Source organism: Pseudomonas monteilii (genome assembly GCA_001534745.1).
GTDB classification, from domain to species: Bacteria; Pseudomonadota; Gammaproteobacteria; order Pseudomonadales; family Pseudomonadaceae; genus Aquipseudomonas; species Aquipseudomonas alabamensis.
This window is the reverse complement of record CP013997.1, coordinates 1996282-2017199: the sequence shown is the minus strand read 5'-3', so window position 1 is coordinate 2017199 and position 20918 is coordinate 1996282. Positions and strand designations below refer to the sequence as shown.

Annotated in this window: 12 protein-coding genes and 1 pseudogene; 9 read left to right on the top strand and 4 right to left on the bottom strand. The window is 61.2% G+C overall.

All coding sequences use genetic code 11. The features are described 5' to 3' along the window. Window positions 1–168: 168 nt before the first annotated feature. The 4 genes and pseudogenes from APT63_08820 to APT63_08805 all read right to left on the bottom strand — a co-directional run bounded on the left by APT63_08820 (window position 169) and on the right by APT63_08805 (window position 6953). A pseudogene (locus APT63_08820) lies at window positions 169–3996 on the bottom strand (type IV secretion protein Rhs). A 6-nt stretch (window positions 3997–4002) separates the two neighbouring features. After that, entirely contained in the window at window positions 4003–4470 is a 468-nt protein-coding gene (locus tag APT63_08815) for a hypothetical protein (protein ID AMA45724.1), read from the bottom strand. Window positions 4471–4501: 31 nt separating this feature from the next. Beyond that, window positions 4502–5089 (bottom strand): hypothetical protein, encoded by a 588-nt coding sequence (locus APT63_08810; GenBank protein ID AMA45723.1) that lies wholly within the window; start codon window positions 5087–5089, stop codon window positions 4502–4504. A gap of 10 nt (window positions 5090–5099) precedes the next feature. Beyond that, on the bottom strand, window positions 5100–6953 hold the full coding sequence (locus tag APT63_08805) for a type IV secretion protein Rhs (GenBank protein AMA45722.1): 1854 nt from the start codon (window positions 6951–6953) through the stop codon (window positions 5100–5102). A gap of 258 nt (window positions 6954–7211) precedes the next feature. Between APT63_08805 and APT63_08800 the strand changes: the two genes are divergently transcribed. The 9 genes from APT63_08800 to APT63_08760 all read left to right on the top strand — a co-directional run bounded on the left by APT63_08800 (window position 7212) and on the right by APT63_08760 (window position 20897). After that, a complete protein-coding gene (locus APT63_08800; protein ID AMA45721.1) occupies window positions 7212–8243 on the top strand; it encodes a hypothetical protein in 1032 nt (343 codons plus the stop codon). Window positions 8244–8247: 4 nt separating this feature from the next. Further along, window positions 8248–8808, top strand: a complete 561-nt coding sequence (locus APT63_08795; protein AMA45720.1) for a hypothetical protein — start codon at window positions 8248–8250, stop codon at window positions 8806–8808. 3265 nt (window positions 8809–12073) lie between these two features. Beyond that, entirely contained in the window at window positions 12074–12823 is a 750-nt protein-coding gene (locus APT63_08790) for a hypothetical protein (GenBank protein ID AMA45719.1), read from the top strand. Between the two features lie 63 nt (window positions 12824–12886). Next, complete coding sequence (locus tag APT63_08785) at window positions 12887–13426, top strand: type VI secretion protein (protein ID AMA47832.1); 540 nt, start codon at window positions 12887–12889, stop codon at window positions 13424–13426. Window positions 13427–13437: 11 nt separating this feature from the next. Continuing rightward, entirely contained in the window at window positions 13438–14940 is a 1503-nt protein-coding gene (locus tag APT63_08780; GenBank protein AMA45718.1) for an EvpB family type VI secretion protein, read from the top strand. A gap of 26 nt (window positions 14941–14966) precedes the next feature. After that, window positions 14967–15449, top strand: a complete 483-nt coding sequence (locus tag APT63_08775) for a type VI secretion protein (GenBank protein ID AMA45717.1) — start codon at window positions 14967–14969, stop codon at window positions 15447–15449. Next, entirely contained in the window at window positions 15449–17269 is a 1821-nt protein-coding gene (locus APT63_08770) for a type VI secretion system protein (protein ID AMA45716.1), read from the top strand. Before APT63_08775 ends, APT63_08770 begins: the two co-directional genes overlap by 1 nt. Then, window positions 17233–18303: a type VI secretion system protein gene (locus APT63_08765; protein AMA45715.1), complete on the top strand. Its 1071-nt coding sequence runs from the start codon at window positions 17233–17235 to the stop codon at window positions 18301–18303. Before APT63_08770 ends, APT63_08765 begins: the two co-directional genes overlap by 37 nt. Then, window positions 18300–20897, top strand: a complete 2598-nt coding sequence (locus APT63_08760) for a ClpV1 family T6SS ATPase (protein AMA45714.1) — start codon at window positions 18300–18302, stop codon at window positions 20895–20897. The genes APT63_08765 and APT63_08760 overlap by 4 nt, the downstream gene beginning before the upstream one ends. The last annotated feature ends 21 nt before the right edge of the window (window positions 20898–20918 follow it).

Below are 20918 nucleotides of genomic sequence, written 5' to 3'. Positions count from 1 at the left end.
ATGCACGGTTCTCACTGGATGATTTTCAGCATACTTGGGCAGATAAATTATATTTCTCGATTCATGAATATTCATGCCCGCGGCTCTCAAAACCGGATGATTACGTAGCTGTTGCGGAATAATATGATGCTTTTGGAAACCCGAAATACCAGGCATAGTATTATAAGTTGCTAGGCCGGTCGGATCCAACCAACCCAATGGGTTGGCGGCGTACTGATAGAGATTAAAGCCACCTTCTAATCCGATTGGGTCCTGAGTGACAAATCGCCCCCCCTCAAAATCATAGTACCTGAAGGTATTGTAGTGCAATGCGGTTTCACTATCGCTATACTGACCTTGGAACCGCAAGTTTTGCTGAATCTTATTTACGTGAACGAGCTCAATTCCACCCCACGAATTATATGTCGCCTGCCAAAGTATTTCTCCTCGACAATCCGTTAACTCCAGAGGCGTCCCAATCAGATCCGTATGGAAGTAATAGATCTCCTGCCCTTCCCCTTCTACCTGATCGATCCGCGCTAACGGCGCATAGCTGCCCGGCTCGTACAGGTACACGATGTTCTGCCCAGGCGTTTCTTCGCGCAGCATCCGCAACCCTTGCCAAAGGAAGCGCTTCTGCTCGACCACACCCTCAATTTCAGCCCGCTTGGCCACCCGCCGTCCAAGGCTGTCGTAACGGTACTCACCCTTGCTCTCCAACCGCCCACTCTGGAACGTCTCCGCCCGCACCAGCCGATTCTCGCAGTCATAGCTGAAGTACTGCACCTTGCTCGGCCCCGAGCGCTTCTCGATCAGGTTGCCCCATGGATCGTATCGATACTCCTGGTCCCGCCATTGCCGGATCCGGTTGTCCTTGACCTTGTCGAACTGCCGCGCATTGAAGTCCAGCTGGTTGGCTGCCGGGTCGTAGCGGAAGCTCTCACTGGTGGTGATCGAACCGGTATTGCGACTACGCAACTGGCCATTGGCTTCGTACTCGTACGTGATCTCACCGCGCAGCTTGTCCAGCGTGCGCACCAGCTCACCGGCTGGATCGTACTCGTAACGCCGATGGATCGGGTTGTACGCATGCTCCACATACAGCGCCGTCTGAATCCCCGCATTATGAACCTGCGAAAGCTTGTCAGCAGGCAGTGTCGAGGCATACTGCCAAGCCTTGCGGCCCATGGCGTCGTAGCCAAAGCAGCTGGTGAGCTTGCCCTGTGTGCGATATACCTCGCGGTGCAGGTCATCTCGCTCCATGTCGCTGATGACCTGGCCGTCCACGTTCAACTGGTGCAGGTGACCGCTGCCGTAATACAGGTGATTGATCTTGCGGCCATCAGGTAAGGTCAGCGTGGTCAGGTTGCTCAGCGGATCGTAGTCATAACTCAGCGTGCCGTCGGCTGTGGCTTCTTGCGTCAGTCGGCCCAGCACGTCGTAGGCGTACTCGAGCTTCTCTGCGGTGATCCCTAGCCGCTTGCCTGTATCGGTCGGGTGCCGCTCAATACTCAACAACCGATCGACATCATCGTAGGCGTATGTCTGTTTGGCGTCGCCGTTGAGCTTGGCGATCAACCGACCGATCTTGTCGCGCTCGAACAGTGTCTGGCGCTCAGGGCGCTCCCCTCGTTCACCGTAGCCAATCTCATCCAGGCGGGTGAGATGACCGGCGATGTCGTAGCTGAAGCGCCGAGTCAGGTTATCGACCCGCACTTCTTCAGTCAGGCGGTCCGAGGCATCGTAGGCAAAGCTATAGGTGGCATTGTTCTCGTTAACCAACGCCGTCAGGCGAATGGCCTTGTCGTACTCGTAGCGAACTCGTTGACCCTTGGCATCCTGCCGACTACTCGGCAAGCCACGCCCTGTGCGCATCAGCTGGACGGTCTGACCCTTGCCATCGGTATGGCTCAGGACCTGGCCATGGACGTTGTAGGTAAAGCGCTCCGTCGTACCGTCCGGGTGAATGATCCGAGTCACTTCGCCATCGGGCTTACGCTCCAGCGTCGTGGTCTGGTTCAGCGCATCGGTCACCGCCACCAAGTGCTGGCGTTCGTCATAGCGATACCAAGTGCTTTTGCCCGAACAGTCCTGAAAACGCTCCACCTGGGCGCGGGTGTTCCACCACAGGTACTTGGACTTATACGTCGCATCGATGATGGTGTGCGGCAGGCCGTCTTCGCCATTGAGGTATTCGGTCATCTGCCCCAGGGCATCGAACTCGGCGAGCAGGTTGCCCTTGTCGTCGTAGCGCGCCTTCCAGGTGCTGCCGTCGGGATAGCTGACCTGGGTCACCAGCGTGGTCAGGTGGTGATATTCATAGGTGATCTTGCGCCCCAGCGGATCGACCTCTTCAAGCAGACGGGCGTACTCGTCGTAGACGAAGGTCAGGCGTTTGCCGTCGGGCAGGTCCAGGCCGACCATGTTGCCTTGCTCATCCAGCTCGACGGCGTAGCGCTCACCGCCGTAATCACGACTGGCGATGACGCGATGGTCAGCGTTGTAGTGCACTTGCAGCTCGCGACCGAGCACATCGGTGGCCCAACTGGTGCGCGCCTCGACATCGTAACGGAAGCGGTAGTGTTCGCCGTCGCTGGTCCAGTGGTCGACCACGCGGGGTTTGCCTGCCAGGGTGTCCCAGCGGTAATGACAGGTCAGGCCCAGTGCGTTGCTGTGGCTGACCATCAGCCCGTCGCTGTAGCTGAAGGTGCGCACGGTATCGCCGTTGCGGTTGACCACGGCGTTGAGCTGGCCGTGTTCGTCGTAGCGGTACTGGGTGAGCGTCTCGACCGCCTGGTTGTTCACCACGCGCTTGACGTCGGTCAGGCGTCCCAGGGGGTGGTCGTAGTGCAGGTGCACGCGAATGCCGCCCGTGGCGCTGATGTCGGTCAGCCTGCCGGTTTTGTCGCGAGTGAAGTGCAGGAAGTGACCCAGCGCATTTTCGATACGCTCGAGAGGAACATTGGTATTGGTGTCCGGTACTTCACCGAAGTAGAAGAACAGATTATCCAGCGTCTGCAGGATGTAATGACCGCCCTCGGTGCAGACCAGGTACACCTGCTCATGCGGGTTGTAGATGCGCTCGCCTGGCTGCAGGGCCACGAACGGCACTTCACGACCCTGGTTGTCGGTGAGGTAGATGAACCTGTCCTGGCGACGCAGGCTCTGTTCCCACGGCAAGACCCAGCCGCGGCCCAGCACGCTGTCGACGGTCAGGTCGCTGGCGTAGAAACGGGTCCACTCGATCGGCATCAGCCCGGGCAGACTGAAATCGAGCTCGTCAGGGATGACCTTGCGGCCCGTGGTGAGGTCCACGGGGTTGCCGACCAGGCCGCCGATGGCGCGTTGTGCCACCGGCTCGACCACGTAGCGACTGGCGACTTCACCGGCCACGAAGCCTGCGGTGAACTTCAATGCGCAGGGCATGATGGCCTTCATGCCGGCCTGCGTACCTGCCTTGATCAACTGGGCGATACCACCCGCCGCGCCTGCGACGGCCATCAGGACGTCCACCGTGGTGCGCAGCCACTCGGGCACTTCGTCGTCCACGGGCAGATAGCGGTAGGTGCCACCGCCGATGATCACGTTGCCCGAGCCACTGGTGATGGTGGCGCCACAGGTGAGCTTGTCGCCCTTGCGGGCTGCGGCGACGCTGTTGATGAAGACGTTGGTCGAGCCTTCGGCAATCTGTACCGGCCCTGGGTGCTTGTCGCAGGCCCCGATGCTTTTCTCGACGCGCGCGGCCTTGCGGCTGTTGATGAAGACGTTCGGTGAGGCAGTGGTGATCGTCCCTGAGGGGGACGTCAACAAACTGCCTAGCGCCTCTCCGGCGGCGGTCAGCAAGCTGCCTCCGACGCCAGCTGCAAGGCCGGCCAGCAAAGCCACGCCGAACCCGCAGGTGAACGTGGCGATCGCCACCGTGGCCACCAGCGCGATACCCAGGGCGGCTCCGATCAGGAAACCTCCCAGCGCGCCAGTGTGCGAAATCTCGTCGCCGAACCGGGCCGCTTCGAACATGGGGCGTTACTCCTGCTCGCCTGGCTCGGTGCCGGTCGTGACCGCGGCGCGGGGGGTGAAACTGGCCAGCAGGTTGTTCCAGTCCTGGGTCTGCTCGGCGCTGAAATCGGCCTGGGCCGTGGTGGAGAAGATCAAGGCACGCCCAGGGCTGGTGATGAAGGCTGCCTGGCGCTGGTACAGCGGGCGGCCCTGGTTCATGTAGTACGCGTCGATCTGGATGCCGGGGATGGGCGCGGTGCTCGACAGTGCAACCGCCGTGTTGCCGATGCGTGTGTAGCCGCGCAGTTTGGACGTGAGCATCTTGATCTGGCGATCGACGTAGGCTTGCAAGGTTTCATCCGGCAGCAGCGTATCGCGCGAGACGGTAATGCTCAGTGGTGCCGGGATGCTGGACCCCAGCACGAACATGTTGACGGTACGATCGTCGAACCCTGCTGGCAGCGCGATGCTGCCTTCCTGCAACTCGTAATCCATGCGATGGGATTTCCTGATAACGAAAAAGAAGTCAGCGCAGCGCGAGGCCGTCCAGCACCTGATCGAACTCGGCCAGCCACTGGCTCAAACCGGGGCGGGTCGGGTCGATCACGGTGGACACATCCAGCCACTGAGGCATTTGCGCGCCTTCGACCGGCACCAGCGCGCCGACCAGACGGCCATGGCGGGGCTCACTGCCGGCTTGAAAATGAAAGTCCAGCACCTTGGCCGGGTTCCCTGCTAGATGGCCGTCGCGTTGCCGAATCACGCGCACTTGCGGATGCCGTTCGCGCAAGGCGTGAATCGCTGCCTCGAACAGCTGCTCCAGCGTCTGTGCAGCACGCACGTCACGCCGACGGATACTCAAGGCGATTAGCTCGCCCTCATGTTCGAGCGTCGTCTGCACATCGCGAAAACGGAAGCGCTGTGGAAACTGAAGGTTGAAACCGGCGAAAGTGAAACTGCTAGCCACATCGAGCGCCGCCACGGGTACGGGCACGGCGGCTTCGACAGCCGCTTCCTGCTCGCTGGCGGCCTCTGCCAGCTTGGCCAGACGTGCGGCCTCTTCCTGAGCGGCGCGCTTGGCAGAGATACGGTCGTAGATCGAAGGCTTGTACATGCGCCTGGCCTCAGTCGTTGATCCGCACGGCGCCGCCGGTGATCTGCGTGGTGTCGGTACTCGTGGTGACGATGACCTTGCCCTTGATCTCGATGCCTTGCGGGGTCAGTGTGATGCTGCTGTCGCCCACTTTCAGGATGATGTGCTCATTGGCCGACACCTGAACAAACTGGTTGTCGACCTGCAAGGTGTAGGAACCCTCGGTTACCTGGACGACGGTGTCTTTCTTGATCTGTTCGGTGTGCGTGCCGCCGACGGTGATGGTCCGGTTGTTGCCCACGTCGTGGGTTTCATCCAGCTCGATCTCCGTGTCCATGTTGCGCTCGGCATGCATGATGATCTGCTCGGCGCCCGCCTTGTCCTCGAAGCGGAAGAAGTTGGCTGTCGCACCATCCCCCTTCATCGATCGCGTCAGGAACCCGCTCTGGGTCTTGTTCGCCGGCAACGACCACGGTGGCGTGTTGTTGCTGTTGTACAGGCTGCCCATGATCAACGGCCGATCCGGATTGCCGTCGAGGAACACCACCACGACCTCGTCGCCCACGCGCGGAATCAGGATGCTGCCGAACCCGCCACTGGCACCAGACTGCGCCACCCGCACCCAGCATGAACTCTGGTCGTTGAACTCGCCATTGCGGTCCCAGTGGAACTGCAACTTCACCCGACCCAGCGCGTCGGTGTAGATCTCTTCACCCGGCGGGCCGACGACGATGGCCGTCTGTGGGCCGCTGATGACACCGCGTGGGGTCTGCTGGACAGGCCGGAAGGTGATCTTGCGGCGGATGCAGGTGAAGGCGTTGCGGTAACCGGCCTCACCTTCGTTGGAGTAGTTATTGCGGCCCCAGTGGTTGACCGACAGCAGCAGAAACGCCCGATCTTCCGGGGCATCGTTGTCATGGTCGTAATGCTGGGTGAGCTGGAAATGACGGCCCGGCTCCATGGCGCGGCAGTTGCTCTCGCCGCTGAAGGTCTTGCCGTGCACTTCCATCGCCTCGAGGCGATGACGGGCCTTGCGCGTCCCTTCGTCGAGGTCGGAATAGCCGTACAGCCCCTCGTACTCGAACATCTCGTACTGGCCGATCTCGCCTTGCTGGTTGATCGAGTCGAGCTGAACCAGGTGCGGGTTGCGCGGCTGCTTGTAGTCGAAGGACTTGAGCGTCAGTCGGGTCGGCTGCAGGCGGCGGCTGGACGACCACGCCGTGATCGAGTCGGCGGTCTCGGTGACCGACGCGCTGTGGTAGCGGATCACCGGCTGGCGCTCCAGCGGCGGCAGCTCGCTGCTGTCGTCGCTGATGATCATCCGGTGGCCTTTCTGGCTGTGCTCGAAGGTGAAGAACAGCCCCTCCTGCTCCAGCAGGCGCAGCACGAAGTTGAGGTCCGATTCCTGGTACTGGGTGCAGTAGCTGATGGGCTTGAGCGGCTTGCTCAGGCGGAACTCGTGCTCGGCAAGGGTCAGGTAGTACTCGAAGACTTCCTTGATGATCTGTTCGGTGGTCTTGTCCTGGAAGATGCGCGAGTCGCGGCGTCGACTGAGGATCCAGATCCACGGCACCAGCTGGGCGGTGTAGTTGGCGATGCCGCCGTCGGCCCCGGTGTGCACGAAGTCGGAGACGTGCGCGCTGATGTAGCGTGTGCTGCCATCGGCCAGCGCAATGCCCAAGGTGACCTTCTTGCCGATCAGCTTCTTGAGTTCGATGCGCGCGTCCTGGGAGATCAGGTGCGCCTGGAAGCTGAACAGCTCGGAGATGGCTTCGCGGCCGGAAAAACTCAGGAGTTGCAGCTCCTGCTCGGGTGGCAGCGGCGAGTCGAAGGTGAATAGCCGTTTGTTCTGGCTAAGCATCGACGTGACAGCATCCATAATCATTCCAAGCATCCTGCAGCGGTCGGAAAAGCATCCAATGAAAACGCCAACGCGTCCCGCTGTCAAATGATAGCACTAAGCCATAAAGCCGCCCGAGACGCCTTCTTTTCACCTCCCCTTCAGGGCTGACAGGCTCTAGCACGGCAGCGTCCAGGCCACGCCTGCCGTGGAGCAGGTCGGTTTGCCCTGAGCCCTTGGCCCGGTGTAGGCTCCCGCCGTCGAGCGCAAGGCTCGACGTTCGCGATCATAGGGAGAATCGCCATGAGCCTGAGCGAAGAACAACTCAGCCGCGTCGAATGCGACATGGACAAGAACCACCGTGAAGTGCTGATCTTTGCGGTGGCAGATCTCATGATGCCCGGCGTCGGGCTGCAGGCCGCCGGTATTGGCACGCAATCACCTCAGGTCTGTTCGCGTCGCCAGGCCGACATACTCAGCGGCGTCTACGATCCGGTGAAATCGGTCTACGACGCGACCGTGCACGAGTTCGTCAACACCAATGCGGGCGTGCCCCTGGCGATGTCCACCCTGGACCTCAAGAACATCGTCAAGATGGCCCGCGATCTTGGCGGAATCGGCACCAAGGCACGTATCTCCGTGCGCAATGGCAAACAGTACGTGATCCTGTCGGGCTACCCTGGCCTGCGCCGCGCCTTGAACGGCACGCGCTACAGCATAAGGAACGCAGAAATCGTCGAAATGGGCATCGGTCGCTACGGTATCCGTGGCTCTGCGCTGTCGGGGTTTCGCTTGTCGTGCTACGTCTCGGTCGGCATCGAGGCGGTCGAGTGGTTCTTCAACGATGAGAGCGTTTGGTCCGACCTGTTTGCCGGAGTGGGTGTCGAGCTGGTCAAGGCGGGCATCGCTTCGGCCATCGGCTATGCGGCCGCGCTGGCGGTCGGCAGTGTCTTCACCCTTGCGGCCGCGCCCGCCATTGCCGGGGCTGCCGTGGTCCTGGCCATTGGTTGGGGGTTGAACGCGCTCGATAACCACTACGGCATCAAGAACTCGGTCAAGGCCGGCCTGCGCTATGCCGTCGACCACATTCAAGCGCTGCAGGAGCAGTTGGCCGAGATCAAGGTGGACGACCTGCGCAAGTACGCCGAGCAGAGCGTGGCCGAGATCGCCAACGGTATCGCCGAGCAGTTGTACGACGAAGCGAAGTCGTGGGTGCTGCGCAAGCTTCAGCCGGGCGATCTGAACCTGCCTGGATGGCCACGGCCCGAGCTGCCCAACATGCCCAGCCTGCCGAAATTGCCGAAGCTGCCCACGTTCAACCTGCCCGGGTTCTGATCCTATGCCCGCGCGTTTCTCGTCGCCCTCCTCGCAGCCATCCCCGCTGGGCCTACGCCTGATCGCAGGCGCGTTGGGCCTGGGCATGCTCGCCGTGGGCGCGGCCTCGGCCTACTGGCTGGTGATGGATGTGCTGCCGCTGTTCGGGCGAATCTACCGTCATGCGCCCATTGTGGAGACGCCTTACCTGGGGTTCTTCCTGCTGGCGCCCCTGGCTATCACACCGCTCATCGTCGTCGCCTGCGCGAGCGCGCTCTGGCGCGGCGAGAAGTTCGACCCGCCCAGAGGGTCGCGGCTGTTCCGCTTCCAGGTCCAGTCGTTGCAGGCCACGCTCAAGTCCATGCTGTACGTGTCGCCGGCGCTGGCGGTGCTGACCACGGCGATACTGCTGGCACGTGATTATTCGCCCTGCTCGAAACTGCTGATCTCAGGCTCGGCCTGGCAGCTGTTCTGGGTCAACGACGATCGGCTGTGCTTCAAGCCGGACTTCTACATCGAGGATCATTGGCCCTGCAAACGGGTCGATGGGAAGGATATGTGTATCCAAGTGGATGGACGGAGCTGAGCGAACCAATCGACTGGCGCCCTGCTGCACCACGTGTGGCTCTATACCGACGATCTCGGACTTCACATGGCCTATCGCCAGACTGCCTGAGCCACTCGCCATCAACCCCTAAGCCTTGAGTGACTCAACATGTCTTCTTTTGACCTCGAAAACCAACCACTTAAATTTAAACTGAATGCAGTAGCGGCATGTTTTACCTCTATCGTCATGGGTGGATTTGCAGTCTACTGGATTGCAACTCACGTATTACCCATTTACGGCCGCCTCTCGGAACATGCAATAGCCATAGAAGTGCAGTACGTAGCGTTTGGCCTGTTTGCAGCCCCACCTGTCATGTTGCTTTGTCTGGTGGGCAGTCTATCCGCTTTTAGAACAGGCAAACGCTTTTCACCTCGCCCTAAGACTTTCCCACATTACTTTCAAAGCACGATGCTGTACCTCTCCATTACAGGCTTAATTATCGTGACCCCGCTAGCCTCGATCCTCACAACCCTAGCACTCAAGAAAAATGATTACACAAGCTGCCCACAGCTCAGAAAATCAGGCTCAGCCTGGCAGACATTTTGGGTATCGCACCCAGGCTTCTGCTTCAAGCCTGACAGTTTTACTGAAAAAAGCTGGCCTTGCAAACATATCAAAGGAAAACAGATGTGCTTGAGCCTAGATTAGCGTATGCATTTACTGCCGCAGCCATTGAAACCTCCAAGGAAGAAGTGCCTGCTTGGCCAAAGAAAAGCCCAGCTCACTTGACCTATGTAATAGCGGACTTCATTTAACCTACCCATTCGAACTGTCCGCACCAATCCTTCATAAGCCTAGAGTTGTTGAAAATGTCGTCTTTCGATCTCGAAAAGCAGCCACTTAAATTCAAACTGAATGCAATAGCATTGTTTTTTAGCTCAATACTCATAGGTGGGTTTGCAGTCTACTGGATTGCAACCCATGTATTACCCCTGTACGGTCGCCTCTCGGAGAACGCCATCGTTATAGAGGTGCAATACCCAGCGTTTGGCTTATTTTCGGTCCCCCCTGTCATGCTGGTTTGCTTGATTGGCAGCCTATCCGCTTTCATAACAGGCAAACGCTTTTCACCTCGCCCTAGAACGTTTCTACATTATTTTCAAACTACGATGCTGTACCTCTTCCTTATAGGCCTAGCTATCATTACACCCCTGGCCTCGATCATTACAACCATCGCACTCAACAAACATGACTACACAAGCTGCCCACAACTCAGAAAATCAGGCTCAGCCTGGCAGACATTCTGGGTGTCGCATCCAGCCTTCTGCTTCAAGCCTGATAGCTTCACTGAGGACAACTGGCCTTGCAAACACATGAACGGAAAAAAGATATGCTTGAGTCTAGATTAGCTGTTAAGTTTACGGGCACCGTGATCGAAAGCGCTAAGAAAAAGCATCCGCCTAGACAGAGCCCATGCCCAACGTATTGTATACCTACAACCTCAGACTTCACTTGCCCCGCCCTTTCCAAACTGCCTGAACCACTCAGCAGAGAACCCTTAAGCCTTGAGTTACTGAAAATGTCACCTTTTGATCTTGAAAAACAACCATTAAAATTTAAAATTTATGCGCTAGCATTTTTTTCACCTCTACAATCATGTGTTTATTTGCAGTCTATTGGATTACAGCCCATGTACTACCTATCTACGGCCGCCTTTCGGAAAACGCCATAATCATAGAAGTACAGTTCCTAGCGTTTGGCTTATTTTCAGTTCCACCTGCCATGCTGTTTTTCTCAGTTGCCAGCCTATCAGCCTTCATCACAGGCAAACGCTTTGCGCCTCGCCCTAAAACGTTTCTACATTATTTTCAAACTATGACGCTGTACCTCTCCCTTATAGGCCTAGGTGTCATTACCCCCCTGGCCTCGATCATTACAACCATCGCACTCAACAAACATGACTACACAAGCTGCCCACAGCTTAGAAAATCAGGCTCAGCCTGGCAGACATTCTGGGTGTCGCATCCAGCCTTCTGCTTCAAGCCTGACAGCTTCACTAAGGACAACTGGCCTTGCAAACACCTCAATGGAAAACGGATGTGCTTGCGTTTGAATTAGCACGGACCCACAATAAAAGCGACTGCTCGCCCCTTCAGCGAACATCGAAACCTTCCCAAAAACCGCTACACGCCATACCGATTCCTTCGGCAGTGAGCATTCGATAACCCACGCCCTCTTCGGTTCAATTCCTAGATATTTGAGCGACCGATGTTTTTAGACAATCCTCCTTCACAGTCAACACACTATAGAATCAGCGGTGCTCTTTTAGCACTGACCTGCTCGGTGATGGGCCCCACTTCAGTCTATTGGATCGCCACCCTTATACTACCCATCTACAAAAACCTTTGGCATCACACCCATATGGTAGAAGTTCAATACATGGCGTTTGGACTCATCGGCGCGCCTTCCATACTGCTGTACGGCATAACAGGAGGTTTCTATGCAGCCTTGACAGGCAAACGGTTCGCACCCAAATCCAAATCCTGGCTTGGAAGGTTCGAATATTCCATGTTATGGATAACGGCGTGCGCCTTGATTGCCTTAACCCCTTTGGCCGCATTATCGACGACGGCGGCACTGAAGCTGCAACATTACGAAAGCTGCCCAGCGCTCAGAAAATCCGGCTCAAGCTGGCAAACATTTTGGGTATCGAGCCCTGATTTCTGCTTCACGCCTGACCGTTTTACAGAAGATGGCAGACCCTGCAAGACTCAACACGGTCATGACATGTGTCTATGAGCTATCCCTCTCCGGCTCATGGCAAGCAAGGTGTGCACTCAAGTGGGTGGTCGGAACTGAGCATGCCGCCCCCAAGCCGTGCCACGACATGGCGACTCAATCCCGTCACTGTAATGCCATCATTCCACCCTCCAACCGCCCCAGTGACAACTCCATGACGCGTCTCACATTTGAGACACAGTTCACATTTTGAAAAAATCCTCTGCAACCGCTCAAAACCGCCTCTTTCCCCCGCATCGCCCAAGGTCTTTAGGCCCAAACCCCCAATTTCAGGACCACAAACCGCCCATAGATAGCACCACGCCACCATTGCGCAACCCCCTCGAACAGGGAAAAAATCGCCCCCCTCGCAGGAACTTCTTCCACAGCGGGGTGCCCTACTCGGCATTGCTGGCAACACGATATTCATGTGCCAGCACCAGACGCACCGGGCCGAGTGGTGCGTTTTCGGGTCCACGCCACCGGCGTTTCAGGACGCTCATGCAGGCTCATGGACGATGTACGAATGACACAGACGTTTGATGTCGAAGCCCTGATCAAGCTGCGTAGCCAGACGCGCGCGATCTCCGATGCGCTCAAGGCGCAGGCGGCGGACTACCTTGCGACCGTGGCGCCGCTGATTCGTCCGCAGACCCTGTTCGGCGAGTACCTGCAAGGTGCTCAGCGCGGCAGCGGTCGCGAGACCCAGGGGCATTTCCAGTCGCTTATCGAACTCTACGAGCGTGTCGGTTCGGCCGCGCCTTTCCAATTGGTCAGCGAGCTGGACGTGCCGCTCAACCTGATCAGCACCACCCCCGAACTCTTCCCCCTGGAATACGACAAGGTCCTCGAACCGAGCGGTCAGGTCATTCGCATCACCAGCCCGACGCGCTGGGTGGTGGGCTTCAGCGCCTTCGAGCTGGCCAAGTTCCGGGACGTCGTCAAGGACCCCAACCGCAGCAGCGCCGAGCTGTACCGCTTCGTAGTGCACTACCTGGTGCTGTTCTACTGCCTGAGCAAATCCCCCGGTCTGGGCCGTCTGTTCGAGGGCCTGCGCTTCTCGCTGAGCTTCGAGCGTCTCAAGGGTTTGGGCGACCTGCCCTTCTGCATCCTCAGCTCGCCGGTGCGCTCGACCCTGCCGGACGACGCGGTCATCCGCAGCAGCACGCAGATCGCCGGCAACACCAGCTTCGAGGAGCTGGTCGGGCGCGACAACATTCTGGACATGAACGACGACATCCGTCAGCGCCTGTTGCTGACGATCGAAGGATTGTAATGCGCGACCCCGTTCAGGGGCGGCGCCATGATTCGTAGCGAAACGCTCGCATTGGAGAACACGATGGCGAAGAAGGAAAGCACCCAGCACAAACTCGACCGCGTTCGCGCGCCTCGGGTCCATATCACCTACGACGTGGACATCGGCGATGCCATCGAGAAGAAGGAACTGCCCTTCGTCGTCGGCGTGCTGGGCGATTTCTCCGGCAACCCCCTCGAGCCGCTGCCCAAGCTCAAGGACCGCAAGTTCATCTTCATCGACCGCGACAACTTCAACGGTGTGCTCAAGGGCATCAAGCCGCGCCTGACCTACCGCGTGGACAACACCCTGGCCAAGAACGGCACGCAGCTGGGCGTGGAGCTGAACTTCAACAGCCTGGAAGACTTCGAGCCGCAGAACGTGGTCAAGCAGGTCGAGCCGCTGCGCAAGCTGCTGGAAGTGCGCAACAAGCTGGCCGACCTGCGCAACAAGATGGGCGGCAACGACAAGCTCGAAGAGCTGCTGATGGACGTGCTGCAGAACACCGAGAAGCTCAAGACCTTGGGCAAGGAATTCGGCCGTGAAGCCGAAGTGAAAGACCCGTCCAGCGACGATCGCGCCTGAGGAGCCTGACCATGACCGACAAGCACACCGAATCCCAACCGGCCAGCGACGTGGTCGAAGTCGAACACTTCGCCCCGCAGCCGTCGCTGCTCGACAGCATCATCTCGCAGAGCCGCGTGGCCCGCTCCGACACCGAGCGTGATCGCACCCGCGACCTGATCGGCGAACTGGTCAACCAGGTCCTCGAAGGCGAAGTGACGCCGAGCAAGGACCTGATCGCCGTACTCGACGCGCGCATCGCCGAGATCGACTCGATGCTCTCCGAACAGATGAACGAGATCATGCACGCCAGCGAGTTCCAGCAGCTGGAAGCCTCCTGGCGCGGCCTGAAGTATCAGGTCGACCAGACCGAGACCAGCACCAACCTGAAGATCCAGCTGCTCAACGCCTCGAAGAAAGACCTGGTGCGCGACCTCAAGTCCGCCAGCGAATTCGACCAGAGCGCGCTGTTCAAGAAGGTCTACGAAGAAGAGTACGGCACCTTCGGTGGCGCGCCCTTCGGCATGCTGATCGGCGACTACGAGTTCAAGCGCAGCCCCGAGGACATGTACCTGCTCGAGGAGATCTCCCACGTGGCCGCCGCGGCCCACGCACCGTTCATCTCGGCGGCCTCGTCCGAGCTGTTCGGCTGGGACTCGTTCACCGAGATGTCCGGCCCGCGTGACCTGGCGAAGATCTTCGACACCGTCGAATACGCCAAGTGGAAGTCGTTCCGCGCCTCGGAAGACTCCCGCTACGTCGGCCTGACCTTGCCGCACGTGCTCGGTCGCCTGCCCTACGGCCCGGATACCACGCCGGTGGAGGAATTCAACTTCGTCGAGAGCGTCGATGGCCGTGACCACAGCAAGTACCTGTGGATGAACGCCGCCTACGCCCTGGGCACCCGCGTCACCGACGCGTTCTCGCGCTACGGCTGGTGCGTGGCCATTCGCGGCGTCGAAGGCGGTGGCCTGGTCGAAGGCCTGCCGACCCACACCTTCAAGACCGACGACGGCGAAATCGCCCTCAAGTGCCCGACCGAGATCGCCATCACCGACCGCCGCGAGAAAGAGTTGTCGGACCTGGGCTTCATCCCGCTGGTGCACTGCAAGGGCACCGACTACGCCGCGTTCTTCGGCACCCAGTCGGCGCAGAAGCAGAAGCAGTACAACACCGACATCGCCAACGCCAACGCACGCCTGTCGGCGCAGCTGCAGTACATCTTCGCCACCTCGCGCATCGCCCACTACATGAAGGCGATCATGCGCGACAAGATCGGCAGCTTCGCCTCGCGCATGGACGTGGAGAACTTCCTCAACCAGTGGCTGGCCAGCTACGTGCTGCTGGACGACACCGCCAGCCAGGAAGCCAAGGCCAAGTACCCGCTGCGCGAGGCGCGCGCCGAGGTCTTCGAGGTGCCGGGCAAACCGGGCGTGTACAAGGCCGTGACCTACCTGCGTCCGCACTACCAGCTGGACGAACTGACCGCGTCGCTGCGCCTGGTGGCCGAGTTGCCCCAAGGCGCGCGTAGCTGACCGAACGGTGTGTACAAGGACGACACATGAGTAACCCGCCCCGCCTGCTGCCCTCGCTGCTCGATCGACTGCTGGACGACCGTCCGCACCAGTCGACCGAGCCGAGCGGCCTGCGCACGTTCTCCTTGGCCGAGTACAAGGCCAGCATCGTGCGCGACCTGGAGGTGCTGGTGAACACGCGTCAATCCTTGGTCGCCGAGGAACTCGATGGCTTCCCGCACCTGGCGGGGTCCATCCTCGAGTACGGCATGCCGGACTTCACCAGCCGCAGCGTGCTCGACCCACACGATCGCCGGCTGATCCAGCAGCAGCTGGAGCGGGCGATCACCACCGGGGACCGGCGCTTTCATCGCGTCCGTGTCCAGCTGCTGGCCCAGCAAGACGGCCACCGCATGTTGACCTTCCGCGTGGACGCCGTGCTGCGTCTGCAGGACATCAGCCGCCAGGTGTCCTTCGACGCCGTGCTGCAGGTCAATACCCAGGAATACACAGTGCAGAACCTCAACTGATGCTCGACGAACTGCTGCCCTACTACGAAAAGGAACTGTCGCACCTGCGCTTCCTCGGCCAGGAGTTCGCCGCGCAGTACCCGAAAATCGCCTCGCGCCTGCTGATCGAGGGTGACAACTGCGAAGACCCGCACACCGAGCGGCTGATCGAAGCGTTCTCGTTCCTTTCGGCCCGCGTGCACAAGAAGCTCGACGACGAGTTTCCGGAGATCGTCGAGTCGTTCCTCGAGGTGCTGTACCCGCACTACCTGCGCCCGACCCCGTCGATGTCGATCGTCGAGCTGAGCCTGGGCAAGCAGGAGAAGGTCACCGAAGCCTACGAGGTGCCCCGCCACACCGAACTACACGCCAATCCCGTGGACGGCGTGGTGTGCCGGTTCCGTACCTGCTACCCGGTGTCGCTCTGGCCCATCACCGTGCAACAGGCCTCCTTCGTGGAGCTCGAACGCTCGGCCTTCAACGGCCACAGCGCCGACCTGGTGGCGCGCCTGCGCATCGGCCTGCAGGCCAGCGGCGAGGCGTTGTTCGGCCAGATGGCGCTGGACCAGCTGCGCTTCTTCCTCGACGGCGAGGCGACCTTGATGCTGCAGCTGTACGAGCTGCTGTTCAACAACCTGGCCAAGGTCACCCTCAGCTTCGACGACGAAGGCCGGCGCCGCGAGATCGCCCTGCCCGCCGATGCCCTGAAAAGCGTCGGCTATGGCCGCGACGAAGGGCTGGTGGACTACTCCGAACGCTCGTTCCTGGGCTATCGCCTGCTGCACGAGTACTTCACCTTCCCCGACAAGTTCATGTTCTTCGACCTCACCGGCCTGGCGCGCCCGCTGCGCGACAAGGCCCTGGCACAGGTCGAGCTGAACTTCTACTTCGCCGACTACCACCTCAACGACCGCCTGGCGCGTCTGACCCAGACCATCGGGCGCAACAACTTCAAGCTCAACTGCACGCCGATCATCAACCTGTTCCGCCAGCAGGCCGAGCCGATCAAGCTGACCCACACCCAGCACGAGTACCCGGTCACCCCCGACACGCGCCTGCACAATGCCGCCGAAGTGGTGTCGATCGACCGCGTGCGGCGGGTGCGCAAGCTCGGTGGCATCGACCAGGTCGCCACCTGCCAGCCCTTCTTCGAGCCCCGTGGCGAGCACGACCCGCACGCCAGCTTCTGGATCGCCCGACGCCGTAACCAGGCCGACGCCACGGCCATGAGCATCCGTGTGGTCGACCGCGATCTGGAGCTGATCAACGGCGGCAGCGACACCCTCAGCATCAGCCTGACGTGCAGCAACCGCGACGTGCCGCTGATGCTGCCGTTCGGGGGCGACCAGGGCGACTTCAGCATCCCGGCCAACTCGGTGATCAACGACATCCGCTGCCTGCGCAAGCCTACTCCCAGCATGCGCGTGCCCCTGGGCAAGGGCCTGATCTGGCGGCTGATCGCCCACCTGTCGCTCAACCACCTGTCGCTGGTCAGCCAGGGCCGCGAGGTGCTGCTCGAGCTGCTGTCGCTGTACAACTACCGCAACGTCTCGGCCATCCGTAAACAGATCAATGGCATCAAAGCCATCGAGAGCGAGCCAGTAGTGGCGCGCATCGGTCACCCGCGGCCGAACTTCGTGCGCGGCGTGGGCATCACCCTGACCCTCGACGAGAACCAGTTCATCGGCAGCGGCGTGTTCCTGTTTGGCAAGGTGCTGGACCATTTCTTCGGCCAGTACTGCTCGATGAACAGCTTCACCCAATTGACCCTACGCACCCAACAACGAGAGAAGAGAGTCGTTCAATGGCCAGCCCGCACTGGCGATCAGCCCCTGGTCTGATCGATCAGGCCCGAGCCGAACCGCACCGCTTCGAGTTCTTCCAGTTGGTGCGTCTGCTCCGCCTGCACTACAGCCGTTCCGGGCGCATGGACCTGGCGACCCGGCCGCACGAAGACCCGTTGCGTTTTCGCACGCAGCTGTCGCTGGCCTTCCCCGCCAGCGAGGTCAGTGACCTGCACTTCGAACGCGAAGGCAAGGTGTCGCCGGCCGGCTTGCCGCTGTCGGAAGTCCAGGTGACCTTCATGGGGCTAGTCGGTCCGTCGGGGGTCCTGCCGCGCCCGTACACCGAGCTGCTGCTCGAACGCCACGTGCAGTACCGCGACGATGCCGCCCATGCGTTCTTGGACATCTTCTCGCACCGCATGACCACGCTGTTCTACGAGGCGTGGCAGAAGTACAAATTCCACATCGAGCACGAGCGCAAGGACAGCTCGGCGTTCGAGGGCTACCTGTTGAGCCTGATCGGCCTGGGCCCGCGCGCCCGTGCGCTGAAGTTCGAAGAGCAGCCCTCGCCGCTGCGCCGCGACCTGTTCAGCTATTTCGCCGGGCTGTTCACCCAGAAGCCGCGCAACGCGCTCAACCTGGAAGTCATGCTCGGCTTCTATTTCGGTCTGCCGATCCAGGTCAAGCAGTTCGCCGGGCGCTGGTTGCGCCTGCAGCCCGAGCAGTGCACGCAACTGGGGCGCAGAAACGCCCAGCTCGGCCACAGCGCGGTGGCCGGTAACCGGGTCTGGGACTACCAGTCGAGCATCCGCATCGAGCTGGGCCCGCTGGACCTGGCCGACTACCGCCGCTTCCAGCCCGGCAGCCCGTGCTACCGCAAGCTGGTGGAGCTGGTGCGTTTCTACGTCGGCGCCGAACTCGATTTCGACATCGCCCCGCGCATCAAGCGCGAAGCGGTACCGCGCGCACAATTGGGCCGCCAGGGCAACGTCGCCCTGGGTTGGCTGGGTTGGCTCAAACGTCCCGGCCGCGACGCGGAGCCTTCGCGTTGCGCCGTCTTCCACATTCCTTACGATGGGGTCGCCCTGTGAACCTGAAGTCTCTGTTCGCCAAGCTCAATGAAACCAGCCGCGCGGCCACCGAAAGCGCAGCGGCCCTGTGCCTGTCCGAGCACCACTACGACGTCGAGGTCGAGCACCTGCTGCTGCAACTGCTCGACAATGGCGAGAGCGACCTGGCGCCGATCCTGCGTCACTACGACGTGGTGAGCGAGCGCCTGCAGGCGCAGCTGGTGACCGCGCTGGGCACCTTCAAGAAGGGCAATACCCGCACCCCGGCGCTCTCCCCGCACATCACCCGCATGATCGAGCAGGCCTGGCTGCTGGCGTCGATCGAGTACGGCGTCGGCCAGGTGCGCAGCGGCCACCTGCTGCAAGCGCTGCTCGACGATGCCGAACTGCGCCGCGTGGTGATCGGTTCGGCCCCGGAGCTGGAGAAGATCAATGCCGACGACCTGCGTCTGAACCTGGCCGCCCTGGTCGAGAGCAGCCCCGAATCGAAACTGGCCAGCCCGCTCGCCAGCCCGGCCACCCCCGTGGCCAGTACCGGCAAGGCCGGCGGCAAGACCCCGGCGCTGGACCAGTACACCGTCAACCTGACCCAGAGCGCCCGCGAAGGCCGCATCGACCCGGTGCTGGGCCGCGAGTTCGAAGTGCGGCAGATGGTCGACATCCTCACCCGTCGTCGCCAGAACAACCCGATCCTCACCGGCGAAGCCGGGGTCGGCAAGACCGCCGTGGTGGAAGGCCTGGCGCTGCGCATCGCCCAGGGCGACGTGCCGGCGGTGCTCAAGGACGTGGCCCTGCACACCCTGGACCTCGGCCTGCTGCAAGCCGGCGCCGGGGTCAAGGGCGAGTTCGAGAACCGCCTCAAGGCGGTGATCGAGGAGGTCAAGCGCAGCCTGCACCCGATCATCCTGTTCATCGACGAGGCGCACACGCTGATCGGCTCCGGCGGCCAGGCCGGGCAGAACGATGCCGCCAACCTGCTCAAGCCGGCACTGGCGCGCGGTGAGCTGCGCACCATCGCCGCCACCACCTGGGCCGAGTACAAGAAGTACTTCGAGAAGGATGCCGCCCTCGCCCGCCGCTTCCAGGTGGTCAAGGTCGAGGAGCCGGACGAAGACAAGGCCATCCACATGCTGCGTGGCCTGCTGGGCAAGATGCGCGAGCACCACAAGGTGGCGGTGATGGACGAAGCCCTGGTGCAGGCCGTGCGCCTGTCCAGCCGCTACATCACCGGGCGCCAGCTGCCCGACAAGGCCGTCAGTGTGCTCGACACGGCCTGCGCGCGCATCGCCCTGGCCCAGTCCTCGCAACCTGGCGCCCTGGAAGACAGCCGTCGGCAGATCGACAACCTGAAAGCGGAAATCGCCGTGCTCGATCACGAGGCCGGCAAGGGCCACGACCACACGCGTCGCCTCGACGAGTTGCGGACGGTCCTCGAGGACGCCCAGGCCCATGAGCAGCAGCTGAACGCCCAGTGGCAGCAGGAGCTGGCGCTGGTCGAGCAGCTCAAGGCGCTCGACGCCACCGAAGACACCGACGCCGAGCAGCTCAATACCCTGCGCGCCGAACTGACCCGCGTGCAGGGCGATCAGCCGCTGGTTCACGCCCTGGTCGACGGCGGCGCCATCGCTCAGGTCATCAGTGGCTGGACCGGTATCCCGCTGGGCAAGATGCTGCGCGACGAGATCGACACCGTGCAACGCCTGCCGGCGTTGCTGGGCGAACGCGTGCTCGGCCAGGACCATGCCCTGCACGAGATCGGCAAGCGCATCAAGATCTCCCGGGCGCGCATGGAAGACCCGAACAAGCCGATCGGGGTGTTCCTGCTGCTCGGCCCGAGCGGCGTGGGCAAGACCGAGACCGCCCTGGCCCTGGCCGACACCCTGTACGGCGGCGAGCGCAACCTGATCACCATCAACATGTCCGAGTACCAGGAGGCGCACACCGTCTCCAGCCTCAAGGGCTCGCCGCCCGGCTACGTCGGCTACGGCGAAGGCGGCGTGCTGACCGAGGCGGTACGGCGCAAGCCCTACAGCGTGGTGCTGCTCGATGAAGTCGAGAAGGCCCACCCCGACGTGCTCGAACTGTTCTTCCAGGTGTTCGACAAGGGCGTGCTGGACGATGGCGAAGGTCGCGAGATCAACTTCCGCAACACGGTGATCATCCTGACCTCCAACACCGGCACCGAGCACATCATGCAGACCTGCCTGAACGCCGTCGAGCTGCCGACCCCGGCGGCCCTGGTCGAAGACCTGCGCGACGAGCTCAACCGCGTGTTCAAGCCGGCCTTCCTCGGGCGCCTGAGCATCGTGCCGTTCTACCCGGTGCAGGACGAGATCCTCGAGCGCATCGTCGGCCTGAAGCTGGCGCGCATCGCCAAGCGTTTCGCCCGCAACCACCATGCCGAACTCGCCTACGACGAGGCGCTGGTCAAGGCCATCGCCGCGCGCTGCACCGAGGTCGACAGCGGCGCCCGCAACATCGACAACATCCTGTCCCAGACCCTGATGCCCGAGCTCGCCCAGCGCGTGCTCGAGCGCATGGCCCAGGACGCGCCGATCGAGCGCATCACGATCGAGCTGGACAGCGATGGCGATTTCGCCTATCGCCTGGCCTGAACGCACCCGGAGAGCGAGCCT